The following is a 24,107-nucleotide window of genomic DNA, read 5'->3' as shown; positions in this document are numbered from 1 at the left end:
TAAAATCATGCTGGGTTTAGCGATACTTTTCGGGTTATTTGTTTGGATAGTCGTAACGCTGATAGCGACAATCATCGGCTACAAAATCGGCAAAGCAGCCCATTATCCCAAAATGGGTGCACTCGCAGGATTTATGCTGACAATGGGTGGCTGGATTGTCTATTGGGCGATTGAGTTTGCTTATATTCAAGCGCAAGTAACAAAATTATGTGAAAAAGAAGCAGGGATTACGATATATGTAACGCCTGAACAATGGCGTGAGCAGATTGGGGAGGAAGAGTGGGAAAAAATGAGACCATTAACTGATAAAGAAAGAAACGAACGTTATTTTAAAAATAATAAAAATATATTTCATTTCAATAATAAATCATACAAATATGCACAGGGGCAATTTAAAGATGGTAATATTCAAAATGAGAAATTAACGTACTACAATTATTTTGGTAGTGCAGGTAAAATAAAACAAAATTCGTTTATATTAGTTGATGATTTTAATAAACAGGTCGTTTTACAGGGAACTTATTTTTTGTATATAAAAAAATTTGGAGATATAAAAATATTCCAATATGATTGTATCAGTGATATTAGTCGGAATTTTTATAGTATGGCTTTAAAATATTCTTACCACAACGAGGAGTTTTCAAATGAATAAGTTTATTGCGGATTATGTGTACTTGGCAGAGGCTAGTTATGCAGATTTTTCTCAATCTAGTGACCATGAACAAAACATAGTCAATAATGATAAGCCCACTAATTTTGCCAAACTCGTAACCAACAATTACGAAGTAGTCGCCCACTACAAAGACCGCGTAACAGGTTGGGCAGACAGTATTTTTAGTAAAGAAAGTGGTTTTTCAGGTACCTTATTTAAAAATAACACTACCAATCAATATGTTTTAGCTTTAAAAGGTACCAAAGAACTGATTCAAGATTTGATTGTTACAGATGGTGGTGATATTGTTCTTGATGGTTCTGCACATCATCAAATTGTGGATTTATATAATTTTTGGCAGCAAATTACCAGTCCAGCAGGACAGTATCAGACCAAACAGTTGGTTGTGGTAGATGATTTAACACAAAAAATAGCAGAATTAAATTTGCGTTTACTTATTGATAACCCAGCGAAAGTTGCAGAAGCTCAAGCTGAAATTAAAAAATTGCATGATTTGGCTCAAGAGAAAGGTTATATTGTAGATATTGGTCGTGGTCAAATCCTAAAAATTGAAGATAAAATGTCTTACGATGTTTATTCAGATGAACGAAAATCTGGTTTAGGCATTAAAGACATTGGTTCCATTGTGGTATCTGGACACAGTTTAGGTGGGCATTTAACTGCTGCTTTTGCTCGTTTATTTCCTGAAATGGTAGAACATGCCTATATGGTAAATGGAGCTGGTTTTGGCAGAGATACATCTGTTTTACCCAAAGTGGTTCAATTGGATGCAGTAAAAAATATTGAAAATTTATTTAATGGTTTAAACCAAAATAATAAACTGTTTGATACCAATAAAATTACCAATATTATTGGAACAGGTATTAAAGTGGTAGCAAATGATTGGGCAATTGGTTTACAACAGCCTGGTCAAACTGTAGATTTATTTATTGAATCAGAAATAGGCGATACATTTGGACACGGCTCTGCTCAAATGTCCGACAGCATGATGGTTGCATCTTTATTTTTTGCAATGGACAGTAGCCTGAATACCCAAGACATTCAGGCTGCCTTAAACACCCTTAATCCCATTTTTAAGGCAGCCCATTCTGATGATGCACAAACTTTGGAGAAAATTGTCCACAGTTTAAATAAGCTGTTTTTAGGCGAAACAGCACCCAATCAAGCACAAAGCAGAGATGAGTTGTATCAACAAATTATGGATTTAAAAGCTATTTTGGTAAATGCCGAAGATAGCAAAATTCATGGTTATGAAAATGGTGGCAAATATCAGATTTTATCATTAAGTAATGATGCTTCATGGCAAAATAATGCTCTTCAAGACAATGATGAGGGGATTGCTATTCGTTACGCTTTGAAAAATCTGAATCCTTTTGCGGTTGTCGGTGTAGATTACAAGTTATTGAATCATAATACTCAGGGCGAATTGGATTTATTTTCAGATGAAAATCCTAAAGGCATGACAGAAATGTATATCCAGCAACGTGCCAATATGCTTGCTTGGAAAAACGCTTTTGGTCATGCCAATATTAATTATAATGATGAGTTCGGCGCAATTAATCTGACTTCATTGCAAGAACAATTATTGTCTATGTTTGGCGGTAGAATCGGAGCACCTATTGCTGCAATATTGGCTATGCTCCCTGCTGATATTGATGGCGACTGGACTTATGAAGATAAAGCCAGTGGCTTATCTTTCCATATCGATGGCAAAAATTTGACTGGATTAAGTAACAATTATGTACGCTTTGGTACTAATGGCAATGATGATTTGCAAGGTGCCGGATTAGCAGATTATCTCTTTGCAGGAGCAGGCAATGATACCTTAAAAGGTGGGGATGGTAATGACTATATGGAAGGTGGAGTAGGCTTTGATTTCTATCATATTCTTGGGGAAGATACTATTTACGATGCAGATGGTGCAGGTAGAATTATCTTTGCAGCCGATGACATAGATGCTGGTAACTTTGAATGTATTGATGATTCTGATGATGCTTCGAGCGATTCCATTTGGAAAAGTACAATACGCGATAAACAAGGTAATCCACTGATGACCGCTACTCGTCAGGGTGGTAGCCAAGACTTACATATTCGTTACAAAGACGACTCTGTTACTATTAAAAACTTTTTCTCCTCGCCTAATGTTCAGCAGGAAGATGGCAGCTGGTCTGCATTAGGCATTACACTCAATAATCAAACCCCTCGTAATTTACCCCATAAATCCGATGTCGGTACCAATCATCAGGTACATCGTTTCACACATTCTTATATCGCAACAGAGGATGCTTCATCAAGCTATGAAGTATTGGCAGCCAATCGTATGGCAGATGCATTATCGGTTACAGGCGGCATGAAAGATGACAGTTTATTCAATAGTAATAATGGTTCTGTCGTTGCTTATTTAGATGCAGGTAATGATGTTGCTTATGGTGGTCGTGGCTACGATTGGCTATTTGGAGAAGAGGGCAACGATATTTTATATGGTAGTGCATTGAGTGCACGTCCTGCACAATACAGCGCAGATGAAGACCGAGATTATTTGGTAGGTGGTGCAGGGAATGATTTGATTTATGGTGTAGATGGTGATGACATCATTTACACAGAAGAAGACAACAGTCGCGGTAAAAAATTTAGTCATCTGTCCAAAGAAAGCGGCAACAAACGCGGAGATTGGGCATCAGGAGGCAAAGGTAATGACCAAATTTACGGTAGCGAGAACAAAGATTTCCTGTTAGGTGGCGAGGGAAGCGATATTATTTATGGTGGTGCCAGTGATGATGTTTTGATTGGCGACGGCAATATTTTCCCGAATGTGAAATTGCATCGTTTGACAGGTAGTATTGATGAATACGCCAACGGCAAACTGAAAAGTACTACTACAGGCACTATTAGTCGCCCACAAAATTTAGATTTTGATGAAACAATAGATAAAACCACAGATACGCGACATCGCGCTAATCAAAATGCATGGACGGTAGAGTTAATCAAAACCGAAGATGAAATACACGGTGATTATACAAGTGATTACCGAATTCTTCATGCATTAGGCTTGCGTTTTAATGAACACATTTCATCATCGACACAAAATAATGACGATTATTTATATGGTGGAGCAGGAAATGATTTGATTATTGGTCAGCATGGCAATGACCATTTATGGGGCGAAGATGGTGATGATGTTTTATGGGGAGATGACAATAGAGACGATACTATCATAGGCAATGATTATCTTTATGGTGGAGCAGGAAATGATAAATTATTTGCAGGTTTAGGTAATGATTATTTACACGGTGGGACAGGATACAATCTTTTAGATGGTGGCAATGGTTTTGATACCTATGCATTATTTTCAGAAGAGTTTAATGGATTAACCCACAATATCATTCAAGATAGTGATGGGTTTGGCAGAGTATTGGTTGATGATGTAGATTTGAGTACAAAAACTTGGCGTTTTGATGCCAAAACGGAAAGATGGCAAACGGATAATTTGGATATTTATTTGAAAGAAAGTGGTGGCGATTTATTGATTATGAATCAGATGGGTATTGTGGCTGCAACCATCAAAGATTTCAAAGAAGGTAAATTAGGGCTGAATGTGAAAAACAATCAAGCACCTGTTGCAATATCTGATAATTTAGCTGATTTAGTAGCAATGGAAGGTATTGCTATCAAGTACGCTTTGAGTGGTAACTTATTTACAGATGAGGATATAGAAACTTTGACTTATGAAGTAACTTTGGCAGATGGTAGCGCATTACCGTCATGGTTGCGTTATGATGAGAAAAGTAAAACCATTATTGGAATTCCGCAAAAGGATAATGTCGGTCAATTGGCTTTAAAAGTAACCGCTAAAGATGCAGAAGGTTTAACTACATCAATTAATTGGAATATCGTGGTAGAAGAAAAGCCTAATCGTGCACCAATTGCAACTGTCAGCAACTTTATTTCTCCAATATTCAAAGAAAATGAAGCCATTACTTATACGCTGCCTGAAACATTATTTATAGATGATGATGTTGATCCACTTACTTATCATGTTCAATCTGCTAATGGCGAAGCTTTGCCTGAATGGCTAAATTTTGATAGTAAAACGCGCACATTGTCAGGTATGCCAGATTTTGAATCTGCAGGTTTTTATCCATTACGCATTATCGCTACTGATAGCAAAGGTTTGAGTAGCAGTATGACTTGGCAATTGGAAGTTTCCGATACCAATCGCGCTCCAACCGTTGAAAATAGTATTCCTACGCAAAATATCACTGCAAAAGAGGATTGGCAATATCATTTAGCGGTTAATAACTACTTCCAAGATTTAGATACAGATGATGAGTTGAGTTATACAGTTACTTTATCAGATGGAACAGCACTACCTTCATGGTTGCATTATGATGCTGATACACAGACTTTGAGTGGCAATGCACCCCAAAAAGGGCAATATCATTTAGCTGTTACCGCTACTGATAAAGCAGGAGAAACGGCTACGCAAACTTTGATTGTCAATGTGGCTTTGCCCATTGTCAATAATGGTGGTAAGAATACCATTATTGCGAGTAGTGCTAATGAAATATTAGAGGGAGGTACAGGTTCGTATACCTATGTCTTTTCTAAAGGTCATGGTCAGGATGTTATTCGTGAGGGAGGTCACAATGATAATGACACCATTCGCTTTATTGACGTTGCTTCTACTGAAGCGAAGTTCCGTAAAGATGGTAATCATTTAATTATTGAGGGCTACAATGAGCAAGATTCGGTACGCATTCAATCTTTCTTTGAAAGCAGCTACTATCAAATTGAAACTTTCCAGTTCAGTGATAAAACGGTTACTTTACAAGAGTATTTTGAAAATGGTTTAACTTTAACGCAAACTGCTGGCGATGATAAAGTTGTAGGTTGGAACGGTAAAAATATTCTGTTTGGTGGCGATGGCAATGATACCTTAACTACATACGACAAAGATGACGTGTTGGATGGCGGTGCTGGCGATGATGTTTTGAATGCAGGTTCTGGCAACGATACCTTAATTGGTGGTGCAGGTAACGACACTTTAAATGGTGGTGCTGGTTCCGATACATATGTCTTTGCCAAAGGTCATGGTCAGGATGTTATTCGTGAGGGAGGTCACAATGATAATGACACCATTCGCTTTATTGACGTTGCTTCTACTGAAGCGAAGTTCCGTAAAGATGGTAATCATTTAATTATTGAGGGCTACAATGAGCAAGATTCGGTACGCATTCAATCTTTCTTTGAAAGCAGCTACTATCAAATTGAAACTTTCCAGTTCAGCGATAAAACGGTTACTTTACAAGAGTATTTTGAAAATGGCTTAACTTTAACGCAAACTACTGGTGATGATACGGTTAAGGGCTGGAATGGTAAAAATATTCTGTTTGGTGGCGATGGCAATGATACCTTAACCACATACGACAAAGATGACGTGTTGGATGGCGGTGCTGGCGATGATGTTTTGAATGCAGGTTCTGGCAACGATACCTTAATTGGTGGTACAGGTAACGACACTTTAAACGGTGGTGCTGGTTCCGATACATATGTCTTTGCCAAAGGTCATGGTCAGGATGTTATCAAGGATTATGGTTCGGAGTCTGATGTATTGGTATTTTCTAATGTTTCCTTATCAGAAATGAATTTATATAAACAAGGTTCAAATCTGCTTTTGAGTCATCAAGATAGCCAAGATACGGTGTTAGTTAATAACTTTTTCAGTAGTACCTACTACCAAGTTGAAAAATTGGTATTTGAAGACCAAACCGTTAATCTGAATGCAACAGAACTGAATCGTGTGTTATCGGGTGCAAACAATATGGTTAATGCGATGAATGCTTTTGGTGCTGATATGGTTTCTGCAACAAATTGGCAATCAGATGAATTGAAACATATTCCAACTTTATTAGCTGTATCTGTTTAATGTTTGATTAAAGCTGCCTGAAAATGACTTTTTCAGGCAGCTTTTTATTTTTTGTTTGAATTCACTATACTATGTGTACACGGCGGTCGCTGTCGCCTTGTCCTGATTTAAATTGAATCCACTATAAAAATAATATGGCGTCGCCAGCTCTCTTATGTGCTATTTATACACAGCGGTTGCTGTTTCCTTGTTTAAACGACTATATAGTTTTCAGCAATTTCTGCTAAAATATGTTCAAAATTTTAAAATATTAAGGAATCACAGCAATGCTGATTTACATCGCTGAATTTTTACAAAATTTCATTACAGGTTTTAACATCTTTCAATATACAACTTTCCGTGCAGTTATGGCTGCATTAACCGCTTTAGTTTTCAGTTTATTGCTGGGACCTTGGAGTATCCGTAAATTGACAGCGTTGAAAGTTGGACAAGCTGTTCGTACAGACGGGCCTCAAACGCATTTGGTGAAAAATGGTACTCCGACCATGGGTGGCTCGCTTATTTTAACAGCTATTACGGTTTCTACTTTATTGTGGGGTAATTTACACAATCCATATATTTGGATTTTGTTGGGTGTTATGTTGGCAACAGGCGCATTGGGTTTTTATGACGATTGGCGCAAAGTGGTCTATAAAGACCCAAATGGCGTATCAGCAAAATTCAAAATGGTATGGCAATCTGTGGTTGCTTTGGGTGCTGGTTTAGCCTTATTTTTCTTGGCAAAAAATAGTGCCAATAATATTTTGATTGTGCCATTTTTTAAGCAAATTGCGCTGCCTTTGGGCGTAGTTGGCTTTATGATTTTGACGTATCTGACCATTGTTGGCACATCTAACGCGGTTAATTTGACTGATGGTTTAGATGGTTTGGCAGCGTTTCCTGTGGTTCTGGTTGCAGGTGGTTTGTCTGTATTTGCGTATGTAACAGGACACGCTCAATTTGCCCAATATTTGCAACTGCCATTTGTAGCGGGTGCAAATGAAGTAGTAATTTTTTGTACAGCCATGTGTGGAGCGTGTTTAGGTTTCTTGTGGTTCAATGCTTATCCAGCACAAGTATTTATGGGTGATGTGGGTGCGTTGGCATTGGGTGCAGCTTTGGGTACAGTAGCGGTCATCATTCGGCAAGAGTTTGTTTTGGTCATCATGGGTGGCTTATTTGTGGTGGAAGCATTGAGTGTGATGCTACAAGTAGGCTGGTACAAACGCACCAAAAAACGCATTTTCTTAATGGCGCCCATTCATCATCATTACGAACAAAAAGGCTGGAAAGAAACCCAAGTTGTTGTTCGTTTTTGGATTATTACCATTGTATTGGTGTTGATTGGTTTATCTACTTTAAAAATTCGTTAATAGCGTGAGCAGTTTTTAAAGGCAGCCTGAAACTATTTTCAGGCTGCCTTTAATTTGATGAGTATGAATAAAACGTAAAAATTTCAAATTAGTATGCTAAATCAAGTTAAACTGCTATGCAGCAAAATCTTTTTTGCTAAAATGCTTTATTTTTAAACTAACACAAATAGATAGGAAAACTCATGGGCTTATTGGATTCTTTGGTTAGCACAGCCGTTTCTTCAATGATGGGTGGCGATAGTAAACAAGGTCAAGCGATTGAATTGGTTACACAATTAATTCAGCAAAATGGTGGTAATGTAGGAGGTTTATTGAATCAACTGCAACAAGGTGGCTTAGGTGATGCACTACAAAGCTGGATTGGTACAGGTGCAAATGCAAGCGTTGATGCTTCTGCTTTGCAAAATGCTTTGGGTGATAATTTAAGCCAAGCTGCATCAAAAGTAGGTTTAGATGTGGGTTCAGCAGGCAATTTGTTGTCACAATTTTTACCCCAAGTGATTGATATGCTGACACCAAACGGCAATGCGGCAGATGCAGACGGTTTTGGTATGGATGATATTATTCGCATTGCAATGAAAAATTTGATGAAATAATTCAGAATTGAATAAGTAGGTTTCTTAATTGATTTAGGAAACCTTTTTTATCAAAATATAGTTGGTTAAAATAAAAATAATACAATACCGTTTCTATTAACTCATAATATTTTCAAGCTTAAATCTTTGATAAATCTATTCAAACTGTCTAAAAATTCGTAGGTTGGATACTTGCATACAAAAATTTACAATTAAAACAATTATTTGTTATAGTTATTTGAAATTAAAATAATACAGCGCTACTAGCTCCCTTATGTATAGTGGATTCAATTTAAATCAGGACAAGGCGACAGCGACCGCAGTGTACACCTAGTACATAAGGGAGCTGGCAACGCTGTACTGGCTTAAATTAAATTCACTATACTAGGTGTGCATGGAGGTCGCTGTTACCTTGTCTGTGTTAATTTGAAATGACTATAAATATGAGAAATGTCAGATTTAAGAATCCAATTTACCATTTTGAATTTTGCAAAGGTTTCAGGCTGCCTCTTATAAAAAGGCAGCCTGAAAATCATGATATGATTGATTTAACGTAATTCACGATACAAATCATTCAACCACTTGCTGGCATTCGCACCTTGATAAGGTTTACCAAATTGGTCAAGTAAATGGATTCTTTGACCATTGCCAACATCTTCCAATGCGATAAACATTTGTGGTGCTTCTGTTGGTGTAGCAAGTGTATCGCTTTCTTTTTTACCAAATAAGCGAGCAATGCGTCCAGGTTTACGGCTTTCTGCGGTAGCTTGGGCGATAGCCTCACTTTCATTCGGCGCAGGTTTAACCAAGAACATTCCACGCTCACTCACAAATTGTTGAACAGTCAAGCCAATACGGTCTAGTGCAGAACCGATACGATTTACATTGCGTTCTGCTGCGCCATAAACCACTAAATTATTGCCTTCTAATTTTGCAAATTGCGTTCCCTGTGATTGATTGGTTTGCACTTGCATTTGTTGTTCAACTATTGCGTCATCAACTCCTAAATACTGCATAAAGCGTGCCAAGAAAGCTGCTTCTAAATTAGGGTCGTTAGCACGAGGCTGCCAAGCAGTCGTTTCTTCTTTTTTACTGTCATAAATTTCTTCTAAACCCTTGTGAGTAAAGAAGATGTCTAAACCATCATCATTACGGCGTTCCATGCGAATCATGAATTTATCACGTTCGCTGGTCGTATATACGCCACCCATACCAATTTTATCAAACAAACGGCGTAAGCCTTGATTTGGCAATTTGGCACGATTTTCTGCCCATTCGGTTTCCATTAAACCAGCTTGTGGCTCTTCAGAATAGATAGAAAAGCCTGCTTCTTGCCAGAATGCGCGCAACAATGGCCAAATTTCCGCAGCTTGTTTATTTTGCACAACCAACCAACGTTGTGTACCACGACGTTCAATGTGAACATCTTTCACTTGTACCAAAACTTGTTTGTTACCTGTTGCAGTTTGTTTTAAAGCATTTGGACTGGCAACCGTGCCCTCAGGCAAACGATATAAATCTCCATTGCGTGGGTCATTCAAATCTGGTGGGATTTCTAAACTGACGATTTTATTGTTACGCGATTGGTAGTCCAATTTAGGTTGCTCTTTTTTGCTGCCTGAACAAGCAGCAAGGCTCACAGTAATTAGAGCGAAAACAATGGGTTTAATAGGATTCATGTACACCTTCCGTAGGAAACGATTAAATCAGTTTAGACGCTTTCATGGCTGCTAAAACTTTTTCTTGTGATGCGCTACTCAATGGCAATAATGGCAAACGAATGTGTTCTGCACATACGCCAATTTGTGAAGCTACCCATTTTGGTGATGCAGGACTGGGTTCAACAAACATCACATTATACAAAGGAATTAACTGGTCATTCAGTTTTCGTGCTTCTGCGATATTACCATTGAGTGCATGATGACACATTTGTGCAAATTCTTTTGGTGCGATATTGGCTGCTACAGAAATCACACCATGACCGCCACACAACATAAAGGCTAAGCCTGTTGGGTCATCGCCAGAGTACAAAGCAAAACCTTCTGGTGCTTCACGCAGCAAGTTCATATCACGACCAATATTACCACTGGCTTCTTTAACACCAATGATATTCGGAATTTTTGCCAAACGCAAAATGGTTTCATTATTCATGTCCACAACGGTACGACCAGGGACATTGTAAATAATCATCGGAATATCAACAGCTTCTGCAATCATTTTAAAATGTTGATAAATACCTTCTTGTGAAGGTTTATTGTAATAAGGCACAACTGATAAAGTAGCATCTGCCCCCAAACGTTTGGCTTCTTTGGAAAGTGCAATGGCTTCGTGAGTATTGTTTGCTCCCGTGCCTGCAATAACAGGAATGCGCTTATTTGCAGTCTTGATAACTGTCTCTACCACTGCTAAATGTTCTTCCACCGACAAAGTGGCTGATTCGCCTGTTGTACCAACTGCTACGATACCGTGTGTACCATTTGCGATATGCCATTCAACAAGGGATTGGAGTTGTTCAAAATTCACGCTACCATCAGCGTGCATAGGCGTAATAATTGCAACAATGCTACCTGTTAACATGGAATTGACCTTTTATAATGTTTGGGATAAATGGAACGGATTGTAGCTTACTTTATGCATTGTGGAAATATAAACACGTTTTTCAGGCTGCCTTATCTGTGTAAATGATGTTCATCTTGAAACAAAATAATAAAATTTTTAAAGGCAGCCTGAAACCTTTGCAAAGCCCGAAACCGCAGGTTGGATTCTTAAATTCAATATTTTTATGTTTAACAAGTATTTGTTTTCATGTGAAAATAGTTGGATATAAGCATCCGACCTGAAATCTTTACAAAACTCAAAATTGTTAGGTCAGATTTTTGAATCTGACATTTCTCATATGTAACAAATATTTTGTTTTGATTTGAAACGTCGGATACGAGTATCCGATACATGTTTTCAGGCAGCCTGAATAGATTTCGCAAAGATTTCAGCCTGAAAAGTATAAATATGTAAAGATATGAAAAGAAAAAATGTTTTTCAGGCTGCCTTTCATAATGATTAACAATCGTTATCAGTTTATTTATTTGATATAACAATGGAAATCGCCAAATAAGAATGCGTATTATACACTTCATAGTTATGGATATATTTGATAATTATTTGTATTTTAAACTAAATTTTGTATAAATGAAAAAGTCTTGTTACAATGTAATTGTTTTGAAGAACACGTTCTTCTCTTAATCTGATTTAATTTTTAAAGGAATATAGTGATGCAAGGCGATAAAGAAGTTATTGATTATATGAACAAATTGTTGGCTGGTGAATTGATGGCACGAGACCAATATTTTATTCATTCTCGTATGTATGCAGAATGGGGTTACACCAAACTATTTGATCGTATTGGTCATGAAATGGAAGATGAAACGCAACATGCAAATGAATTTATCCGCCGTATTTTGATGTTGGGTGGTACACCTGAAATGACTCCTGAACCTGTGCGTGTGGGCAAGAATGTACCTGAAATGTTGCAATTTGATTTGGATACAGAATTGTCTGTACGCCAAGCGTTGAAAGATGGTATCAAATTGTGCGAAGAAAAACAGGATTATGTAACGCGAGATTTGTTGGTGAATCAGTTAAAAGATACCGAAGAAGACCATGCGCATTGGTTAGAACAACAACTGCGTTTAATCAAAATGCTGGGCGAGCAAAATTATTTGCAAAGCCAAATGTAAGGAGTTGAATGATGCAAGGCGACCGTTTGGCGATTCAGCATTTAAATAAAAATTTGGGATTGTTGCTGATTACGATTAATCAATATTTCTTGCATGCGCGTATTCTGAAAAACTGGGGTTTGACTGAATTGGGCGAGCATTTTTATAAGCAATCTATCCGCGAAATGAAATCGGCAGATGCGATTATTGAGCGTATTTTGATGCTAGAAGGTTTGCCTAATCTGCAAGAGTTGGGTAAATTGTTGATTGGTGAAACACCTGAAGAAATCATTGCATGTGATTTGGCAAAAGAGCAAGAAAAACACACAGCTTTGATTGAGGCGATTGCAATCTGCGAAGAAAAACAAGACTATGTGTCTCGTGATTTGTTGGAAAAACAAAAATTTGAAAATGAAGAACACTTGGATTGGTTAGAAACGCAGCAGGAAATGATTGCTAATTTAGGCATTCAAAATTACTTACAACTCGGGACGCAAGAGGATTAACACAAACCACTACCCAAAATAAATCTTGGTAAACCGAGTCAAGTAAACCGTTTATTTAGCACAAGGCTAAATAAACGGTTTTTTATTATGATAGATATTAATGACAATTTATTCGTGGTTGGATTTGACAAATACATAGTTGGAAATCTTACAAGACCCAAAATTGTGGGTCTGATTCTTGAATCTAATATTTTTCATATTTTCAACTAGTTGTTTTGATTTTAAAATTATCGGATACGAGCATCTAAACCTACGAATTTTTAGGCAGCCTGAATGGGTTTTGTAAAGGTTTCAGTTGGTTAAAATAAAAATTAAGGCAAGGTGCCAGCGACTATAAATTAAAGAAAGTGTTATGCACGCGCCAATACTTCATCTGCTAAATTTAAATATGCCAGCGTTCCTTTAGCTTTGGCATCATAGGCCAACGCTGGCATACCATGACTAGGGGCTTCTGCCAACCGTACATTGCGAGGAATAACCGTATCAAACAATTTTCCTGCAAAATGTTGTTGTAACTGTTCGCTGACTTCTTGCGACAGGCGATTTTGGTTATTGTACATCGTGCGCACAATACCGAAAATATCCAATTTGGGATTGATGGCGGTACGAATTTTGCGGACAGTCGCCACCAAATCGCTGATGCCTTCCAGCGCATAATATTCGCATACCATCGGCACAAGTACCCCTTGTGCGGCAACCAAGCCATTTAATGTCAGCAAAGTTAAAGTGGGCGGGCAATCAATCAACACAAAATCGTAGTCATTTTCCACCGCCATCAAGGCATTTTTTAAACGCATTTCACGAGCGATTTCTTGTACCAATTCCACTTCTGCACCTGCTAGTTCACGGTTGGCAGCAAGTAAATCATATTTTCCTGCTTCGCTGTGAATGGTGGCAGCCTGAATATCGGATTCACCCAATAAAACGTGGTACACGCCTTGTTCAATGGTACTTTTGTCTGCGCCACTTCCTGTGGTGGCATTGCCTTGTGGGTCAAGGTCAATCAGCAAAACACGTTTGCCTTTGTGCGCCAATGATGCGGCAAGATTAACGGCGGTAGTGGTTTTGCCTACGCCACCTTTTTGGTTGGCAATGGCAAGAATTTTTGTGCTCATGCGGTTGCTCCTTGTGTGGGACGCAGCAAAACCATATGGCGTTCAGCGTCCAAAGTTGGCACGGTTAATTGGTCAATTTGATAGGCTTCCACGTTTTCAGGCAGCCTTGCGATTTCTTCGCTGGGATATATACCTTTCATGGCAACCCAATGGCTGTTTTCGTGCAATAGTTGGCGTGTGAGTGTTACAAAATCGCACAATTCGGCAAAGGCACGACTGGTAATGATATCCGCTGTTTTGCCATGTAAGGCTTCCACGCGGCTGCTGGATACGCTGACATTTTTCAAACCCAGTTCAATCACGGCTTGCTGCAAAAAAGTGGTTTTTTTGGTGTTGGCGTCCAACAGCATAATCTGCAAATCGGGGCGACAAATGGCGGTGGGAATCCCCGGCATACCGCCACCAGAACCGACATCAATCATAGTTTGTGCGGATTCGATGTAGGGCAATAAAGTCAGGCTGTCTAAAATATGATGGCTGACCATTTTGCTTTCATCGCGCAGGGCGGTGAGATTGTAGGTTTTGTTCCATTTTTTGAGCAGCGCGAGATAATGCAATAATTTTTGCTGTTCGGCATCGCTAATCGCTAAATTCATCGCGGCGATACCTTGCGCGAGACTGGGGGCAAGATGGTTCATATAGACAAAAATCAGATAAAAAGTGGCGTAATTATAACATTTTCAGGCTGCCTATTCATCTTGCATCAAGATAAAGGCAGCCTGAAAACAGAGTATTTCTATTTTCAGGCTGCCTATTTGCAACATCAATTAATTAATGTTGTTGTTTCTCTTTATGTTGTTTAATGGCACGGTCTAATTTATCAACTAGTGCATCAATCGCTGCATACATATCTGCGTCGGAGGTTTCAACATGCAAGTCCTTACCTGCTAAATGCACTTGCACAGCAGCTTTTTGTTGCAATTTTTCTACTGATAAAGTGACAGTAGTGGAAATCACACCATCGTGATGACGCGAGATACGTTCCATTTTTTCAGTAACATAGGTTTTGATGGCTTCGGTTACTTCCATGTGTAAACCAGTAATTTTTAGATTCATGATGTGAACTCCTTAAACGGGTGGAAAAAACTGCTTAAACATCAAGCAGCAAAATAATTAAAGCTGTCGTCTCTGTTGAACAGTTGGGATACCTAACTGTTCACGGTATTTTGCAACGGTACGTCGCGCAATTTTAATGCCTTGTTGCTGCAATAAATCATGCAATGCACAATCGCTATATGGTTTTTGTTTATTTTCGCGTTCAACAATTTGTGCAATGACGGATTTAATGGCGTTGGCACTAATCGCCTCATCGCTGTTTTCGCTACTAATCGCATTTTGACTGAAAAAGAAACGTAATGCAAATAATCCTTGCGGACAGAACAAATATTTGTTGCTTACTGCGCGAGAAATGGTAGATTCTGCCAATCCTAAATGTGTTGCGCAATCTTTCAGCAACATCGGCACCAAACCGATTTCGCCAAAAAAGAAGAAATCCTGTTGCCGTTCCACAATGTATTCTGCCACGCGAATCACGGTATTTTTGCGCTGTTGCAACATATCCATTTTTTGTTTGGCGCTGTTGATTTTTTCGCGCCACACAGGGTCAATCGCTTCTTCGTCTTGCAACATTTCCACTAATTCAGTGTTGATTTGGATTTGTGGTGCAGCGTCATCATTGCCGACTACTAGCCAACCATGTTCGCCTTGTTCCACAATCACATCAGGACGCACATATTGCGTTGGTTCTTCGCTGGCAAAACCATAAGATGGATAAGGATTCAGGCTGCTTATCATATCCAGCGCATCTTTCAAAACAGTATCGCTGAAATCGGGCAAAATTTTGGCTAAACGATTGATATTTTTAGGTTGATTGGGCGTTAATTTTTCCAAATGATACATCACAATTTGTGCTGCACAGCGACGTGCAGGCGACAGTGGTAATCTGTCTAATTGATGTAACAAAGATTGATTGAGATTAGCGGTAGCAATACCTGCTGGGTCAAAACGTTGTAAGTTTTCTAGCGCGATTTCCATATCTTCTTCGCTCAACATCCATTCCAATGGTGTATGGTCAATGATGTCGGCAATGGAATCGGTCAAATAACCGCGTTCGTCCAAAAAATCAATCAAAATATGTACATGCGCGGCTTCGGTTGGCGACAAAGGATGCTCGCTCACTTGTTTGTGCAAATATGCATTCAAGGTTTCTTCTTCGGCAAGATTTTCCCACGCGCTGCTATCATCATCGTCCAAACTGATACCACGTTTGGCAATGTCTACTGTTTGACGCGGGGGTTCGTAGGGATTTTCAGGCTGCTCTTTGCGTTCTAGAAGTGGATTATCTGCTAGCCAATCTTCCACTTCACGCTCAATTTCAATGCCAGACATTTGCAACACACGCAGCGATTGTTGCATGTTTTGACTTAATTGCTGGGTTTGACGCAGCTTTAATTGGAAATTTGTTGCGCTCATAATGATTTCTTGAATGCGTGTTTTCAGGCTGCATGATAATAGGCAGCCTGAAAACTTTTCCTATTTAATAATCAAAGTTTTCGCCCAAATAGACGGCGCGAACTTGTTCATCATTGACCAAATCTTCGGGTTTGCCTGATGCCAGCACCGTACCATCGCTGATGATGTAGGCACGGTCGCAAATCCGCAGCGTTTCACGTACATTGTGGTCGGTAATCAATACGCCGATGCCACGTTGTTTCAAAAATTCAATGATTTTTTGAATGTCTATCACGGCAATTGGGTCCACGCCTGCAAACGGTTCGTCCAACAAAATAAAACGTGGTTGCATGGCGAGTACACGGGCAATTTCCACGCGACGGCGTTCACCACCCGATAATGCGGGAGCGGGACTTTGGCGCAAACGTCCGATGTTCAAATCGTCCAGCAATTTGTTCAGTTGCGTGTCAATTTCGTGTTTATCGTTCAGCCGAATTTCCAAAATGCTGCGAATATTTTCTTCCACCGTCATTTTGCGGAAAATGGACGCTTCTTGTGGCAAATAGCCGATGCCTGCACGCGCACGAACATAAATTGGCTCGTGGCGCAACTCTTTGCCATCCAGCGTAATTGTGCCGTTATCTGCGGCAATCAGTCCGACAATCATGTAAAAACTGGTGGTTTTGCCTGCGCCGTTGGGCCCGAGTAAGCCAATCACTTCGCCGCTTTCAATGTCTAGCGAGAAATTTTTGACAACTTGGCGTTTTTTAAAGGTTTTTTGCAAACCTTGAACGTGTAAATGTGAAGTATTCATTGTATTTTCGTTTCAGGCTGCATCTATAATATTCAAATAGGCAGCCTGAAAAATTATTTTGGAGAATATTTTTCAATCAAATCAGCCATGTGTGTGGCTTCGTGTGTCCCTGTTTGACGCAAATTATGTGCGATACTAGAACGCGTTTCGGCTGATTTATTTTGGCTCAATTTAAACTGTGCTTGCACGGAATCCATGCTCATTTCAAAGCAGACAATCGCACCGTACATGCTTTGTAAATAATCTTCGGGCGCATCGTTTAATTTCCATGCAGAGTTATTGGGTAATTGGTGTTCCCATACATCGGTTTGCATTGCCAAAACCGCCGCTGTGTCGTCCAAAAAATTCAATTTGCCACGCACATGTACAGCCTGAAAATTCCACGTCGGTACAGCACGATGGGTAATGTGTTTTTCGGGATACCAATTTGGCGTGATGTAATGTCCATTGGTATTGAATATCGCCAACCATTCGCTGTCATTAAAATTGCTTTGCCAAATGGGATTGGCATGGGCGATGTGTCCAATTAACACAGTTTCGCTATTTTCTTTTTGTTGCAAAATCATTGGGATATGGGCAGCCTGAATACCATCAATGGTTTGTGTGATGAGTGTGGCAAGTGGATAATCTACGATAAACTGTTGAATTTCTTGCCATTGTGTTTGTTCAAACGCGGACGTGGAAATAAACATTTTCAGGCTGCCTTATTTTTTATTATTTGGCTGAATAATCACATGAACACGTCGCCCGTTTTTATTGCCTGTCGCTGCGCCGCCCAACACAGTATAGACTTCGGTGCGTGTGTTGTAACTAATCGCTTCGCCTTGCGCCATGTCGCCACCGCGTTGTACTTTGGCATTGCCAATCAGTTTAACCATATTGTCTTTGGAAACGTATTCCATGCGGTTACCCCAACCTTCGGCAAGCCCTTTATTATTGTCCAATTGTTGACGAAAATAGGCAGGGCTGCCTTGCGCGCTCATGGTTTGATTGCCTGATTTATCTTGTGTTACGCGCACCGCTGCCGCACGCATATTCAGCGTGCCTTGTTTCACAATCACATTGCCCGAAAACACCGTAACTTGATTTTTTTGGTCAAGCGATGCTTGGTCGGCTTCAATGGAAATGGGTTGATTGCGGTCGCTTTCCAACGCATAAGCATTCAGGCAGCCTGAAAACAAGGTTACTGCCAAAATCGTGTGTTTAAGGATTGTGTTTCGGGTCATAAATCAAAGCTCTCACTTGGGACGGCAAATTCAGCAGCCCGTTTTGGTTATCGTACACCATGCCAACCGATGTACCGCTGGACTGTCCATATTGATAATGCACGGGCGCATCGGTTTGTGCCACTTCGCTGACAGTATTCACTATTAGATTATCGGTTTGCACTTTTGCCGCAGGACGTTGTGCATCTGCTCCTTTATTCAGCACAACATTTTGTTCCAAAAAAACTTTTTTGCTTTCCATTTCATAACGTGCATGGTTTGCGGTAACGCTGTATTGATGCACACCTTGTTGAAATAATTGCAACAAAGGTTGTTCAAAATACACATTTTTTTGGTCGGGTAATTGCCAAGCGCGTGGTGCGTCCAATTTTTCTTTCAGGCTGCCTGAAATATCAAAACGCTGCCCGTGTACACCTGTAATCAAATATTGCGGTTGCGCAGGGTCAAGTTTGACTTCTTCCACCACAATTTCGCTGATGCGTCCCAGCCACGCGCTTAATCCGCCCAAAATCAACGCCAAAGCCAATGGAAAAATCAAACTGCGAAAGCGGCTCATCGGGTGTACTCGTTTAACTTGGGCAACAAGGTTTCTTGAGCAAACATCAATAAATCGGTTACTTCGCGCACCGCACCAAAGCCGCCATTTTTTTGCGTTACCCACGCCGCGTATTGTTTGACAAAATCATGCGCGGTCGCCACCGCAATCGGTAAACCGCAACGTACCATCACAGGCAAATCAATCACATCATCGCCAACCATTGCGCATTCATCTTCGCGTACATTGGCTAATTCGCGTAATTTTTCATAGGCTTCTTTTTTGTCGTGTGCGCCATAAAAATAATGTGTGATACCTAATTGTTTGGCGCGCGCAGCAACGGCTTCATCGCTGCGTGCGGTGATGATTGCGGTTTGTACGCCGCTGTCTTGCAGCATACGAATGCCATGTCCGTCTAATGTGTTGAATGCTTTGGTGATTTCGCCGTTATTGCCGATGAATAATTGTGCGCTGGTTAAAACGCCGTCCACGTCCATAATCAATAATTTGATGTTTTTGGCGCGTGCAATAAGGTCTTGTGGGAGATGTGAAAACATGATTTCAGGCTGCCTGAATAAAAAATGTATAAGCATTTTAACAGCTTTTTGTAGCATCGGTAAATTTTTTTATTTTTTGCACACAATTTGCTTGTTAATAATTGTTCGTTCTGTATTTTTCTCATGGCCGCCTGAAAAAAGTTTTTTAGGCTGCCGATTTTTTTATTTTAAATAATTGTATTTTCATAATGAAATTTTTGTAAAACTTGTTTCAGGCTGCCTTTTATGCAAAATTAAGATGCTTTCGTATAAAATGCGAAAATTTTCAGATTCAAATATGGGAAAATGATGAAAACCCAATATCTCAACTGGGCAAAATCTGCCATGCAAGTGGAAGAAGCCGCCATTCGTGAAGTTGCCAATAGTCTTAATGATACGTTTATTCAGGCTGCCGATGCCATGCTGCATTGTACGGGGCGTGTGATTATTACGGGCATGGGTAAATCTGGACACATTGGACGCAAAATGTCCGCCACGTTGGCTTCCACAGGTACGCCATCGTATTTTGTTCACCCAGCCGAAGCGGCACACGGCGATTTGGGTATGATTGTAGATGGCGATGTGGTGGTGGCATTGTCTAATTCAGGCGAAAGCGATGAAATTTTGGCGATTATCCCTGCTTTGAAACGTAAAAATACCACATTAATTTGTATCACTTCCAATCCTCAATCCAGCATGGCAAAACATGCAGATATTCACATTCAGGCTGCCGTATCACAAGAAGCCTGTCCTTTGGGCTTGGCACCTACTTCCAGTACTACTGCGGTGCTTGCTTTGTGCGATGCTTTGGCGATTGTGTTGCTTAAAGCGCGACAGTTTACATCGGAAGATTTTGCGTTGAGCCACCCAGCGGGTAGTTTAGGGCGGCGATTGTTGATGACGGTGCGCGATGTGATGCATTCGGGCGATTATTTGCCGATTGTGGCGACAGGTACTTTGTTGAAAAGCGCGGTTGTGATTATGAGCGAAAAAGGTTTGGGTATGCTTGCCGTTGTGGAACAATCGGGCAGCCTGAAAGGTATCTTGACCGATGGCGATTTACGCCGCTTGTTTGAAACGCACGACACGTTTGCTAATTTAACTGTTGATGATGTGATGAAACCTAATCCGATTACGATTTCTCCCGATAAATTGGCGAGTGAAGCTGTGAAAGTGATGCAACATCGGCGCATCAATGGCTTGCTGGTATGCGATGAGCACGGCACGCTGGTTGGTGCGTTGAATATGAATGATTTGTTGCAAGCAAGGGTTGTTTAGTGTTTTCAGGCTGCATTTATTTCATCATAGGCAGCCTGAAACAATGTTTATCATTTAAAATCTTATTTTTCAGGCTGCCTATTATTATGCAGCCTGAAAATAATCCCACTCAATTTATCTACAAGGAAATCTGTTATGCAAACCGTCAAAATCCAAAATCTTACTGTTGCTAATCAAAAACCGTTTACTTTATTCGGCGGCATCAATGTGTTAGAAGATATGGACAGCACTTTACGCGCTGCGGAACATTATGTCCGTGTAACCGAAAAACTCGGCATTCCCTATGTTTTCAAAGCTTCTTTTGACAAAGCCAATCGTTCGTCTGTGCATTCATATCGCGGCGTGGGTTTGGACGAAGGCATGAAGATTTTTGCGCGTGTGAAACAAGAATTTGGTTGTCCCGTGATTACCGATGTGCATGAACCATATCAATGCGCCCCTGTTGCCGAAGTGTGCGATGTGTTGCAACTGCCTGCATTTTTGGCGCGTCAAACCGATTTGGTGGCAGCGATGGCGAAAACAGGCGCGGTTATCAACATCAAAAAACCGCAATTTTTATCGCCTGCACAAATGAAAAATATTGTGGAAAAATTCCACGAGGCGGGCAATCAGCAAATTATTTTATGCGAACGTGGCGCACAATTTGGTTACGATAATTTGGTGGTGGATATGTTGGGTTTTGGCGTGATGAAAAAAACCTGTGCCGATGCGCCTGTGATTTTTGACGTAACCCATTCGCTGCAACAACGTGAAAGTGGTGCAGCTGCATCGGGTGGTCGCCGTGCGCAAGTGTTGGATTTGGCGTTGGCAGGCATGGCGACAGGTTTGGCTGGTTTATTTTTGGAAAGCCACGAAAATCCTGATAAAGCGCGTTGTGATGGTCCAAGTGCGTTGCCATTGGCGTTGCTGGAAGCATTTTTAACACGCGTGAAAGCGGTTGATGATTTGGTAAAATCGTTTGAGCCGTTGAATATTGCGTAAATATTTATTTATGATGATAGGCAGCCTGAAAAAAATTTAAGGATGTTGTGCTTATTTTGGGTGGGCAACTTGTTGCCTACGCAAAAAATTTCAGGCAGCCTGAAAAACCACATGTGCATGAATGCACACTCTACCCATTCAATATTTTGTGTTGATTGTACAGGCTGCGCTGGCTAACTTTTCAGGCTGCCTTACGTTGAAATACCCATTCATGTTCAGACGAAGATGCTGCATTAAATGCATAGCCGTCTAAATCAAAATGTTTCAAATCTTCCACATTTTCCACTGCATTTTCCGCCGCATAACGCACCATTAAACCACGCGCACGTTTAGCATAAAAACTGATGATTTTAAATTTACCGTCTTTTTCATCTTGGAAAACGGGTGTGATAATCCGTGCGTTGAGTTTTTGCGGTTTCACGGCTTTGAAATATTCTTGTGAAGCCAAATTCACCACAATATTGTCGGCGGCACATTGCAGGGTTTGATTGAGTCGCTCGGTAATCAAATCGCCCCAAAAATCATACAAATTTTTGCCGCGTGAATTGGCTAATGCGGTACCCATTTCCAAGCGATAGGGCTGCATTAAATCCAATGGGCGCAACAAGCCGTATAGCCCAGATAAAATGCGGACATGGTTGTGGATATAGCTGATTTGTGTGTCGTTCAGGCTGCGTGGTGCGATGCCGTCATACACATCGCCGTTGAATAAATACAGCGCGAGTTTGGCATTGTCGGGCGTAAAAGGTGTGTGCCATGCTTGATTGCGCTCGGCATTGAGCAAGGCGATTTTGTTGGAAACGTGCATCAATTCGGCAATTTGTTGTGGCGCGAGTGGGCGCACGTCTTGCATCAGGATTTCGGCTTGTTCCAGCAGCGGTGGAATGGAATAGAATTTGGGGGTAAATTCGTGGGTTTCGTTTAAATTTTTGGCTGGGGAAATGAGGAAGTACATGTTTTTCTTTCTGTTTGTGTTAATGGGTGTTTTCAGGCAGCCTTACAGTACTTGTTGTAGGTCGGGCATTTATGCCCGACACAATATGCCGTGATTCATCATGTCGGGCATGAATGCCCGACCTACGGAAATCATTTTTTGTCGTGTATTGTAAGGCAGCCTGAAAATTATCGTGCGCCAAAACCAGTCAAAATGGTTTTGATGGTTTTGAAAATAATCAAAATATCCAACGACAATGAAAAATGTTTGATGTAATAAAAATCGTGTTCCAGCTTGATTTGTGTTTCATCTTCGTTGCCCGCATAACCTTGTGTAACTTGCGCCCAGCCTGATAAACCAGGTTTAACAATGTGGCGATAATTGTAAAATGGGATATTTTCGTTGAATTTGTCCACAAATGCTTTTTGTTCGGGACGTGGACCAATCAAACTCATATCGCCACGCAAGATATTGAAAAATTGGGGTAATTCGTCTAAACGGGTTTTGCGGATAAATTTGCCTACGCGGGTAATGCGTGCATCGCCGATTTGCGCTAATTGTGCGCCTGCTTTTTCGGAATCCATGCACATGCTGCGAAATTTGTAAATTTTGAACTCGCGTCCGCCTTGCCCCACGCGATTTTGTACAAATAAGACGCTGCCTGAACTTTCCATGCGAATGGCAAGCGCGGTGGCAAGCATGATGGGCAGGGTTAGCCATGCGGTGCTGATAATCAGCACGATGTCCAGCAGCCGTTTGACTAACATATAGCGTGGACTGGGCAGCAGCGAACCCAAGTCGTTTTCGTACATATGGCGGATTTTGACGCGCCCTGTCAGCGATTCTTCAATTTGGCGGATATTGTACACGGCGATGCCTTGTAGGGTGCAATCGGCGAGAAAACGTTGCCAGTCTGCGCTTAAATCGGGGCTGTGTAAATCGGCGACAATGGCGCGTAGTTTGTTTGTGGGTAACTGGGGGGTGTCCAAACGTTGCCAGTTTACATTGGGAATATGCTCGGCATGATTGGCGCGACCAACGGGAATATATGCCATGCATGGTGTGCGGCGGCGACTGAAATAAAAATCAACCAGCAAGGTTAGTGCGGCAAACAAGCCATTGACCAATATAAAACTGTTGGAAAAAGTGATAAACAAAAAACCGCAAATGGCAAATACGCTGCTGTATGCAATGCCGACTGCTGGCAAAATGTGCAGCCATGATTGTTTACCAGGGAAGGCGCGAAATGTGGTAATGGATAGCACGGCGAAGGTGTAGGCAATCATGCAGATAATGATGCTGTTGATGACTTTGGGGTCGGTGGGGCTGATGTCTTTGGCGAACAGATAGAGTTTCAGCGTGGCGGCGATGAGCAATATGCCGTAAATTAAACGCAGGAATAGGGACGGGGTAGGCTTCATGTTTTTTATTTAATGATAAGGTTTTCAGGCTGCTTTTTAAGATTATCTTTATTTTAGGCAGCCTGAAAAAA

Annotated in this window: 22 protein-coding genes; 8 read left to right on the top strand and 14 right to left on the bottom strand. The window is 40.6% G+C overall.

Annotation, left to right across the window (positions count from 1 at the left end):
- Positions 1–7 precede the first annotated feature (7 nt).
- From MIS45_RS08290 to MIS45_RS08265, 4 genes are all read left to right on the top strand, one after another.
- Complete coding sequence (locus MIS45_RS08290; protein ID WP_249450180.1) at positions 8–652, top strand: hypothetical protein; 645 nt, start codon at positions 8–10, stop codon at positions 650–652.
- Complete coding sequence (locus tag MIS45_RS11375; protein WP_283397412.1) at positions 645–6,599, top strand: putative Ig domain-containing protein; 5,955 nt, start codon at positions 645–647, stop codon at positions 6,597–6,599. The genes MIS45_RS08290 and MIS45_RS11375 overlap by 8 nt, the downstream gene beginning before the upstream one ends.
- 266 nt (positions 6,600–6,865) lie before the next feature.
- Positions 6,866–7,951: a phospho-N-acetylmuramoyl-pentapeptide-transferase gene (gene mraY / locus MIS45_RS08270; RefSeq protein ID WP_249450179.1), complete on the top strand. Its 1,086-nt coding sequence runs from the start codon at positions 6,866–6,868 to the stop codon at positions 7,949–7,951.
- Between the two features lie 182 nt (positions 7,952–8,133).
- The gene (locus MIS45_RS08265) at positions 8,134–8,547 is read left to right on the top strand and encodes a YidB family protein (RefSeq protein WP_249447434.1); all 414 of its coding nucleotides are present in this window, start codon (positions 8,134–8,136) and stop codon (positions 8,545–8,547) included.
- 527 nt (positions 8,548–9,074) lie between these two features.
- Here the strand turns inward: MIS45_RS08265 and MIS45_RS08260 are convergent.
- Together MIS45_RS08260 and dapA are read right to left on the bottom strand one after the other, a co-directional pair.
- Positions 9,075–10,205, bottom strand: coding sequence for an NlpB/DapX family lipoprotein (locus tag MIS45_RS08260; RefSeq protein ID WP_249450178.1), 1,131 nt, complete (start codon positions 10,203–10,205; stop codon positions 9,075–9,077).
- A 22-nt stretch (positions 10,206–10,227) separates the two neighbouring features.
- The gene (gene dapA / locus MIS45_RS08255) at positions 10,228–11,103 is read right to left on the bottom strand and encodes a 4-hydroxy-tetrahydrodipicolinate synthase (protein WP_249442163.1); all 876 of its coding nucleotides are present in this window, start codon (positions 11,101–11,103) and stop codon (positions 10,228–10,230) included.
- 692 nt (positions 11,104–11,795) lie between these two features.
- Here dapA and bfr (MIS45_RS08250) point away from each other — a divergent pair.
- Both bfr (MIS45_RS08250) and bfr (MIS45_RS08245) read left to right on the top strand, forming a co-directional pair.
- A complete protein-coding gene (bfr, locus tag MIS45_RS08250; RefSeq protein ID WP_249442162.1) occupies positions 11,796–12,260 on the top strand; it encodes a bacterioferritin in 465 nt (154 codons plus the stop codon).
- Positions 12,261–12,271: 11 nt separating this feature from the next.
- Positions 12,272–12,745, top strand: coding sequence for a bacterioferritin (gene bfr, locus MIS45_RS08245; protein WP_249443829.1), 474 nt, complete (start codon positions 12,272–12,274; stop codon positions 12,743–12,745).
- A 350-nt stretch (positions 12,746–13,095) separates the two neighbouring features.
- On the opposite strand, the gene MIS45_RS08240 is transcribed toward bfr (MIS45_RS08245), so the two are convergent.
- The 9 genes from MIS45_RS08240 to MIS45_RS08200 form a co-directional block, all read right to left on the bottom strand.
- Entirely contained in the window at positions 13,096–13,860 is a 765-nt protein-coding gene (locus tag MIS45_RS08240) for a ParA family protein (RefSeq protein WP_249445572.1), read from the bottom strand.
- Complete coding sequence (gene rsmG, locus MIS45_RS08235) at positions 13,857–14,498, bottom strand: 16S rRNA (guanine(527)-N(7))-methyltransferase RsmG (RefSeq protein WP_249450177.1); 642 nt, start codon at positions 14,496–14,498, stop codon at positions 13,857–13,859. The genes MIS45_RS08240 and rsmG overlap by 4 nt, the downstream gene beginning before the upstream one ends.
- 133 nt (positions 14,499–14,631) lie before the next feature.
- A complete protein-coding gene (hpf, locus tag MIS45_RS08230) occupies positions 14,632–14,916 on the bottom strand; it encodes a ribosome hibernation-promoting factor, HPF/YfiA family (RefSeq protein ID WP_249442159.1) in 285 nt (94 codons plus the stop codon).
- A 57-nt stretch (positions 14,917–14,973) separates the two neighbouring features.
- On the bottom strand, positions 14,974–16,332 hold the full coding sequence (gene rpoN, locus MIS45_RS08225; protein WP_249450176.1) for an RNA polymerase factor sigma-54: 1,359 nt from the start codon (positions 16,330–16,332) through the stop codon (positions 14,974–14,976).
- A 64-nt stretch (positions 16,333–16,396) separates the two neighbouring features.
- Positions 16,397–17,125: an LPS export ABC transporter ATP-binding protein gene (lptB, locus tag MIS45_RS08220; protein WP_249445568.1), complete on the bottom strand. Its 729-nt coding sequence runs from the start codon at positions 17,123–17,125 to the stop codon at positions 16,397–16,399.
- A 53-nt stretch (positions 17,126–17,178) separates the two neighbouring features.
- The gene (locus tag MIS45_RS08215) at positions 17,179–17,817 is read right to left on the bottom strand and encodes an FMN-binding negative transcriptional regulator (protein WP_249445567.1); all 639 of its coding nucleotides are present in this window, start codon (positions 17,815–17,817) and stop codon (positions 17,179–17,181) included.
- Positions 17,818–17,829: 12 nt separating this feature from the next.
- Positions 17,830–18,351 carry a lipopolysaccharide transport periplasmic protein LptA gene (gene lptA / locus MIS45_RS08210; RefSeq protein ID WP_249450175.1) on the bottom strand — a complete coding sequence of 174 codons (522 nt, stop codon included), beginning with the start codon at positions 18,349–18,351 and terminating at the stop codon, positions 17,830–17,832.
- A complete protein-coding gene (gene lptC, locus MIS45_RS08205) occupies positions 18,329–18,907 on the bottom strand; it encodes an LPS export ABC transporter periplasmic protein LptC (protein WP_249450174.1) in 579 nt (192 codons plus the stop codon). Before lptC ends, lptA begins: the two co-directional genes overlap by 23 nt.
- On the bottom strand, positions 18,904–19,443 hold the full coding sequence (locus MIS45_RS08200) for a KdsC family phosphatase (protein WP_249450173.1): 540 nt from the start codon (positions 19,441–19,443) through the stop codon (positions 18,904–18,906). Before MIS45_RS08200 ends, lptC begins: the two co-directional genes overlap by 4 nt.
- 288 nt (positions 19,444–19,731) lie before the next feature.
- Between MIS45_RS08200 and MIS45_RS08195 the strand changes: the two genes are divergently transcribed.
- Both MIS45_RS08195 and kdsA read left to right on the top strand, forming a co-directional pair.
- Positions 19,732–20,700 (top strand): KpsF/GutQ family sugar-phosphate isomerase, encoded by a 969-nt coding sequence (locus MIS45_RS08195; RefSeq protein ID WP_283397442.1) that lies wholly within the window; start codon positions 19,732–19,734, stop codon positions 20,698–20,700.
- 135 nt (positions 20,701–20,835) lie between these two features.
- Entirely contained in the window at positions 20,836–21,681 is an 846-nt protein-coding gene (gene kdsA, locus MIS45_RS08190) for a 3-deoxy-8-phosphooctulonate synthase (RefSeq protein WP_249450171.1), read from the top strand.
- A 181-nt stretch (positions 21,682–21,862) separates the two neighbouring features.
- Here kdsA and yaaA read toward each other — a convergent pair whose 3' ends face one another.
- Genes yaaA through MIS45_RS08175 form a run of 3 tightly spaced genes read right to left on the bottom strand, consistent with a single transcriptional unit; the run spans position 21,863 to position 24,036 of the window.
- Complete coding sequence (gene yaaA / locus MIS45_RS08185) at positions 21,863–22,636, bottom strand: peroxide stress protein YaaA (RefSeq protein WP_249450170.1); 774 nt, start codon at positions 22,634–22,636, stop codon at positions 21,863–21,865.
- Between the two features lie 19 nt (positions 22,637–22,655).
- Positions 22,656–22,817, bottom strand: a complete 162-nt coding sequence (locus tag MIS45_RS08180) for a hypothetical protein (RefSeq protein WP_249445562.1) — start codon at positions 22,815–22,817, stop codon at positions 22,656–22,658.
- Positions 22,804–24,036, bottom strand: a complete 1,233-nt coding sequence (locus MIS45_RS08175; RefSeq protein WP_249450169.1) for a sugar transferase — start codon at positions 24,034–24,036, stop codon at positions 22,804–22,806. The genes MIS45_RS08180 and MIS45_RS08175 overlap by 14 nt, the downstream gene beginning before the upstream one ends.
- Positions 24,037–24,107 lie beyond the last annotated feature (71 nt).

The sequence above is a fragment of the Wielerella bovis genome (genome assembly GCF_022354465.1).
GTDB classification, from domain to species: domain Bacteria; phylum Pseudomonadota; class Gammaproteobacteria; order Burkholderiales; family Neisseriaceae; genus Wielerella; species Wielerella bovis.
This window is presented reverse-complemented; position numbering and strand designations above follow the sequence as displayed.

Coding starts and splice junctions, on each gene's coding strand:
- MIS45_RS08290 (WP_249450180.1), top strand. CDS start 8: ATGCTGGGTTTAGCGATACTTTTCGGGTTATTTGTTTGGATAGTCGTA.
- MIS45_RS11375 (WP_283397412.1), top strand. CDS start 645: ATGAATAAGTTTATTGCGGATTATGTGTACTTGGCAGAGGCTAGTTAT.
- mraY (WP_249450179.1), top strand. CDS start 6,866: ATGCTGATTTACATCGCTGAATTTTTACAAAATTTCATTACAGGTTTT.
- MIS45_RS08265 (WP_249447434.1), top strand. CDS start 8,134: ATGGGCTTATTGGATTCTTTGGTTAGCACAGCCGTTTCTTCAATGATG.
- MIS45_RS08260 (WP_249450178.1), bottom strand. CDS start 10,205: ATGAATCCTATTAAACCCATTGTTTTCGCTCTAATTACTGTGAGCCTT.
- dapA (WP_249442163.1), bottom strand. CDS start 11,103: ATGTTAACAGGTAGCATTGTTGCAATTATTACGCCTATGCACGCTGAT.
- bfr (WP_249442162.1), top strand. CDS start 11,796: ATGCAAGGCGATAAAGAAGTTATTGATTATATGAACAAATTGTTGGCT.
- bfr (WP_249443829.1), top strand. CDS start 12,272: ATGCAAGGCGACCGTTTGGCGATTCAGCATTTAAATAAAAATTTGGGA.
- MIS45_RS08240 (WP_249445572.1), bottom strand. CDS start 13,860: ATGAGCACAAAAATTCTTGCCATTGCCAACCAAAAAGGTGGCGTAGGC.
- rsmG (WP_249450177.1), bottom strand. CDS start 14,498: ATGAACCATCTTGCCCCCAGTCTCGCGCAAGGTATCGCCGCGATGAAT.
- hpf (WP_249442159.1), bottom strand. CDS start 14,916: ATGAATCTAAAAATTACTGGTTTACACATGGAAGTAACCGAAGCCATC.
- rpoN (WP_249450176.1), bottom strand. CDS start 16,332: ATGAGCGCAACAAATTTCCAATTAAAGCTGCGTCAAACCCAGCAATTA.
- lptB (WP_249445568.1), bottom strand. CDS start 17,125: ATGAATACTTCACATTTACACGTTCAAGGTTTGCAAAAAACCTTTAAA.
- MIS45_RS08215 (WP_249445567.1), bottom strand. CDS start 17,817: ATGTTTATTTCCACGTCCGCGTTTGAACAAACACAATGGCAAGAAATT.
- lptA (WP_249450175.1), bottom strand. CDS start 18,351: ATGACCCGAAACACAATCCTTAAACACACGATTTTGGCAGTAACCTTG.
- lptC (WP_249450174.1), bottom strand. CDS start 18,907: ATGAGCCGCTTTCGCAGTTTGATTTTTCCATTGGCTTTGGCGTTGATT.
- MIS45_RS08200 (WP_249450173.1), bottom strand. CDS start 19,443: ATGTTTTCACATCTCCCACAAGACCTTATTGCACGCGCCAAAAACATC.
- MIS45_RS08195 (WP_283397442.1), top strand. CDS start 19,732: ATGAAAACCCAATATCTCAACTGGGCAAAATCTGCCATGCAAGTGGAA.
- kdsA (WP_249450171.1), top strand. CDS start 20,836: ATGCAAACCGTCAAAATCCAAAATCTTACTGTTGCTAATCAAAAACCG.
- yaaA (WP_249450170.1), bottom strand. CDS start 22,636: ATGTACTTCCTCATTTCCCCAGCCAAAAATTTAAACGAAACCCACGAA.
- MIS45_RS08175 (WP_249450169.1), bottom strand. CDS start 24,036: ATGAAGCCTACCCCGTCCCTATTCCTGCGTTTAATTTACGGCATATTG.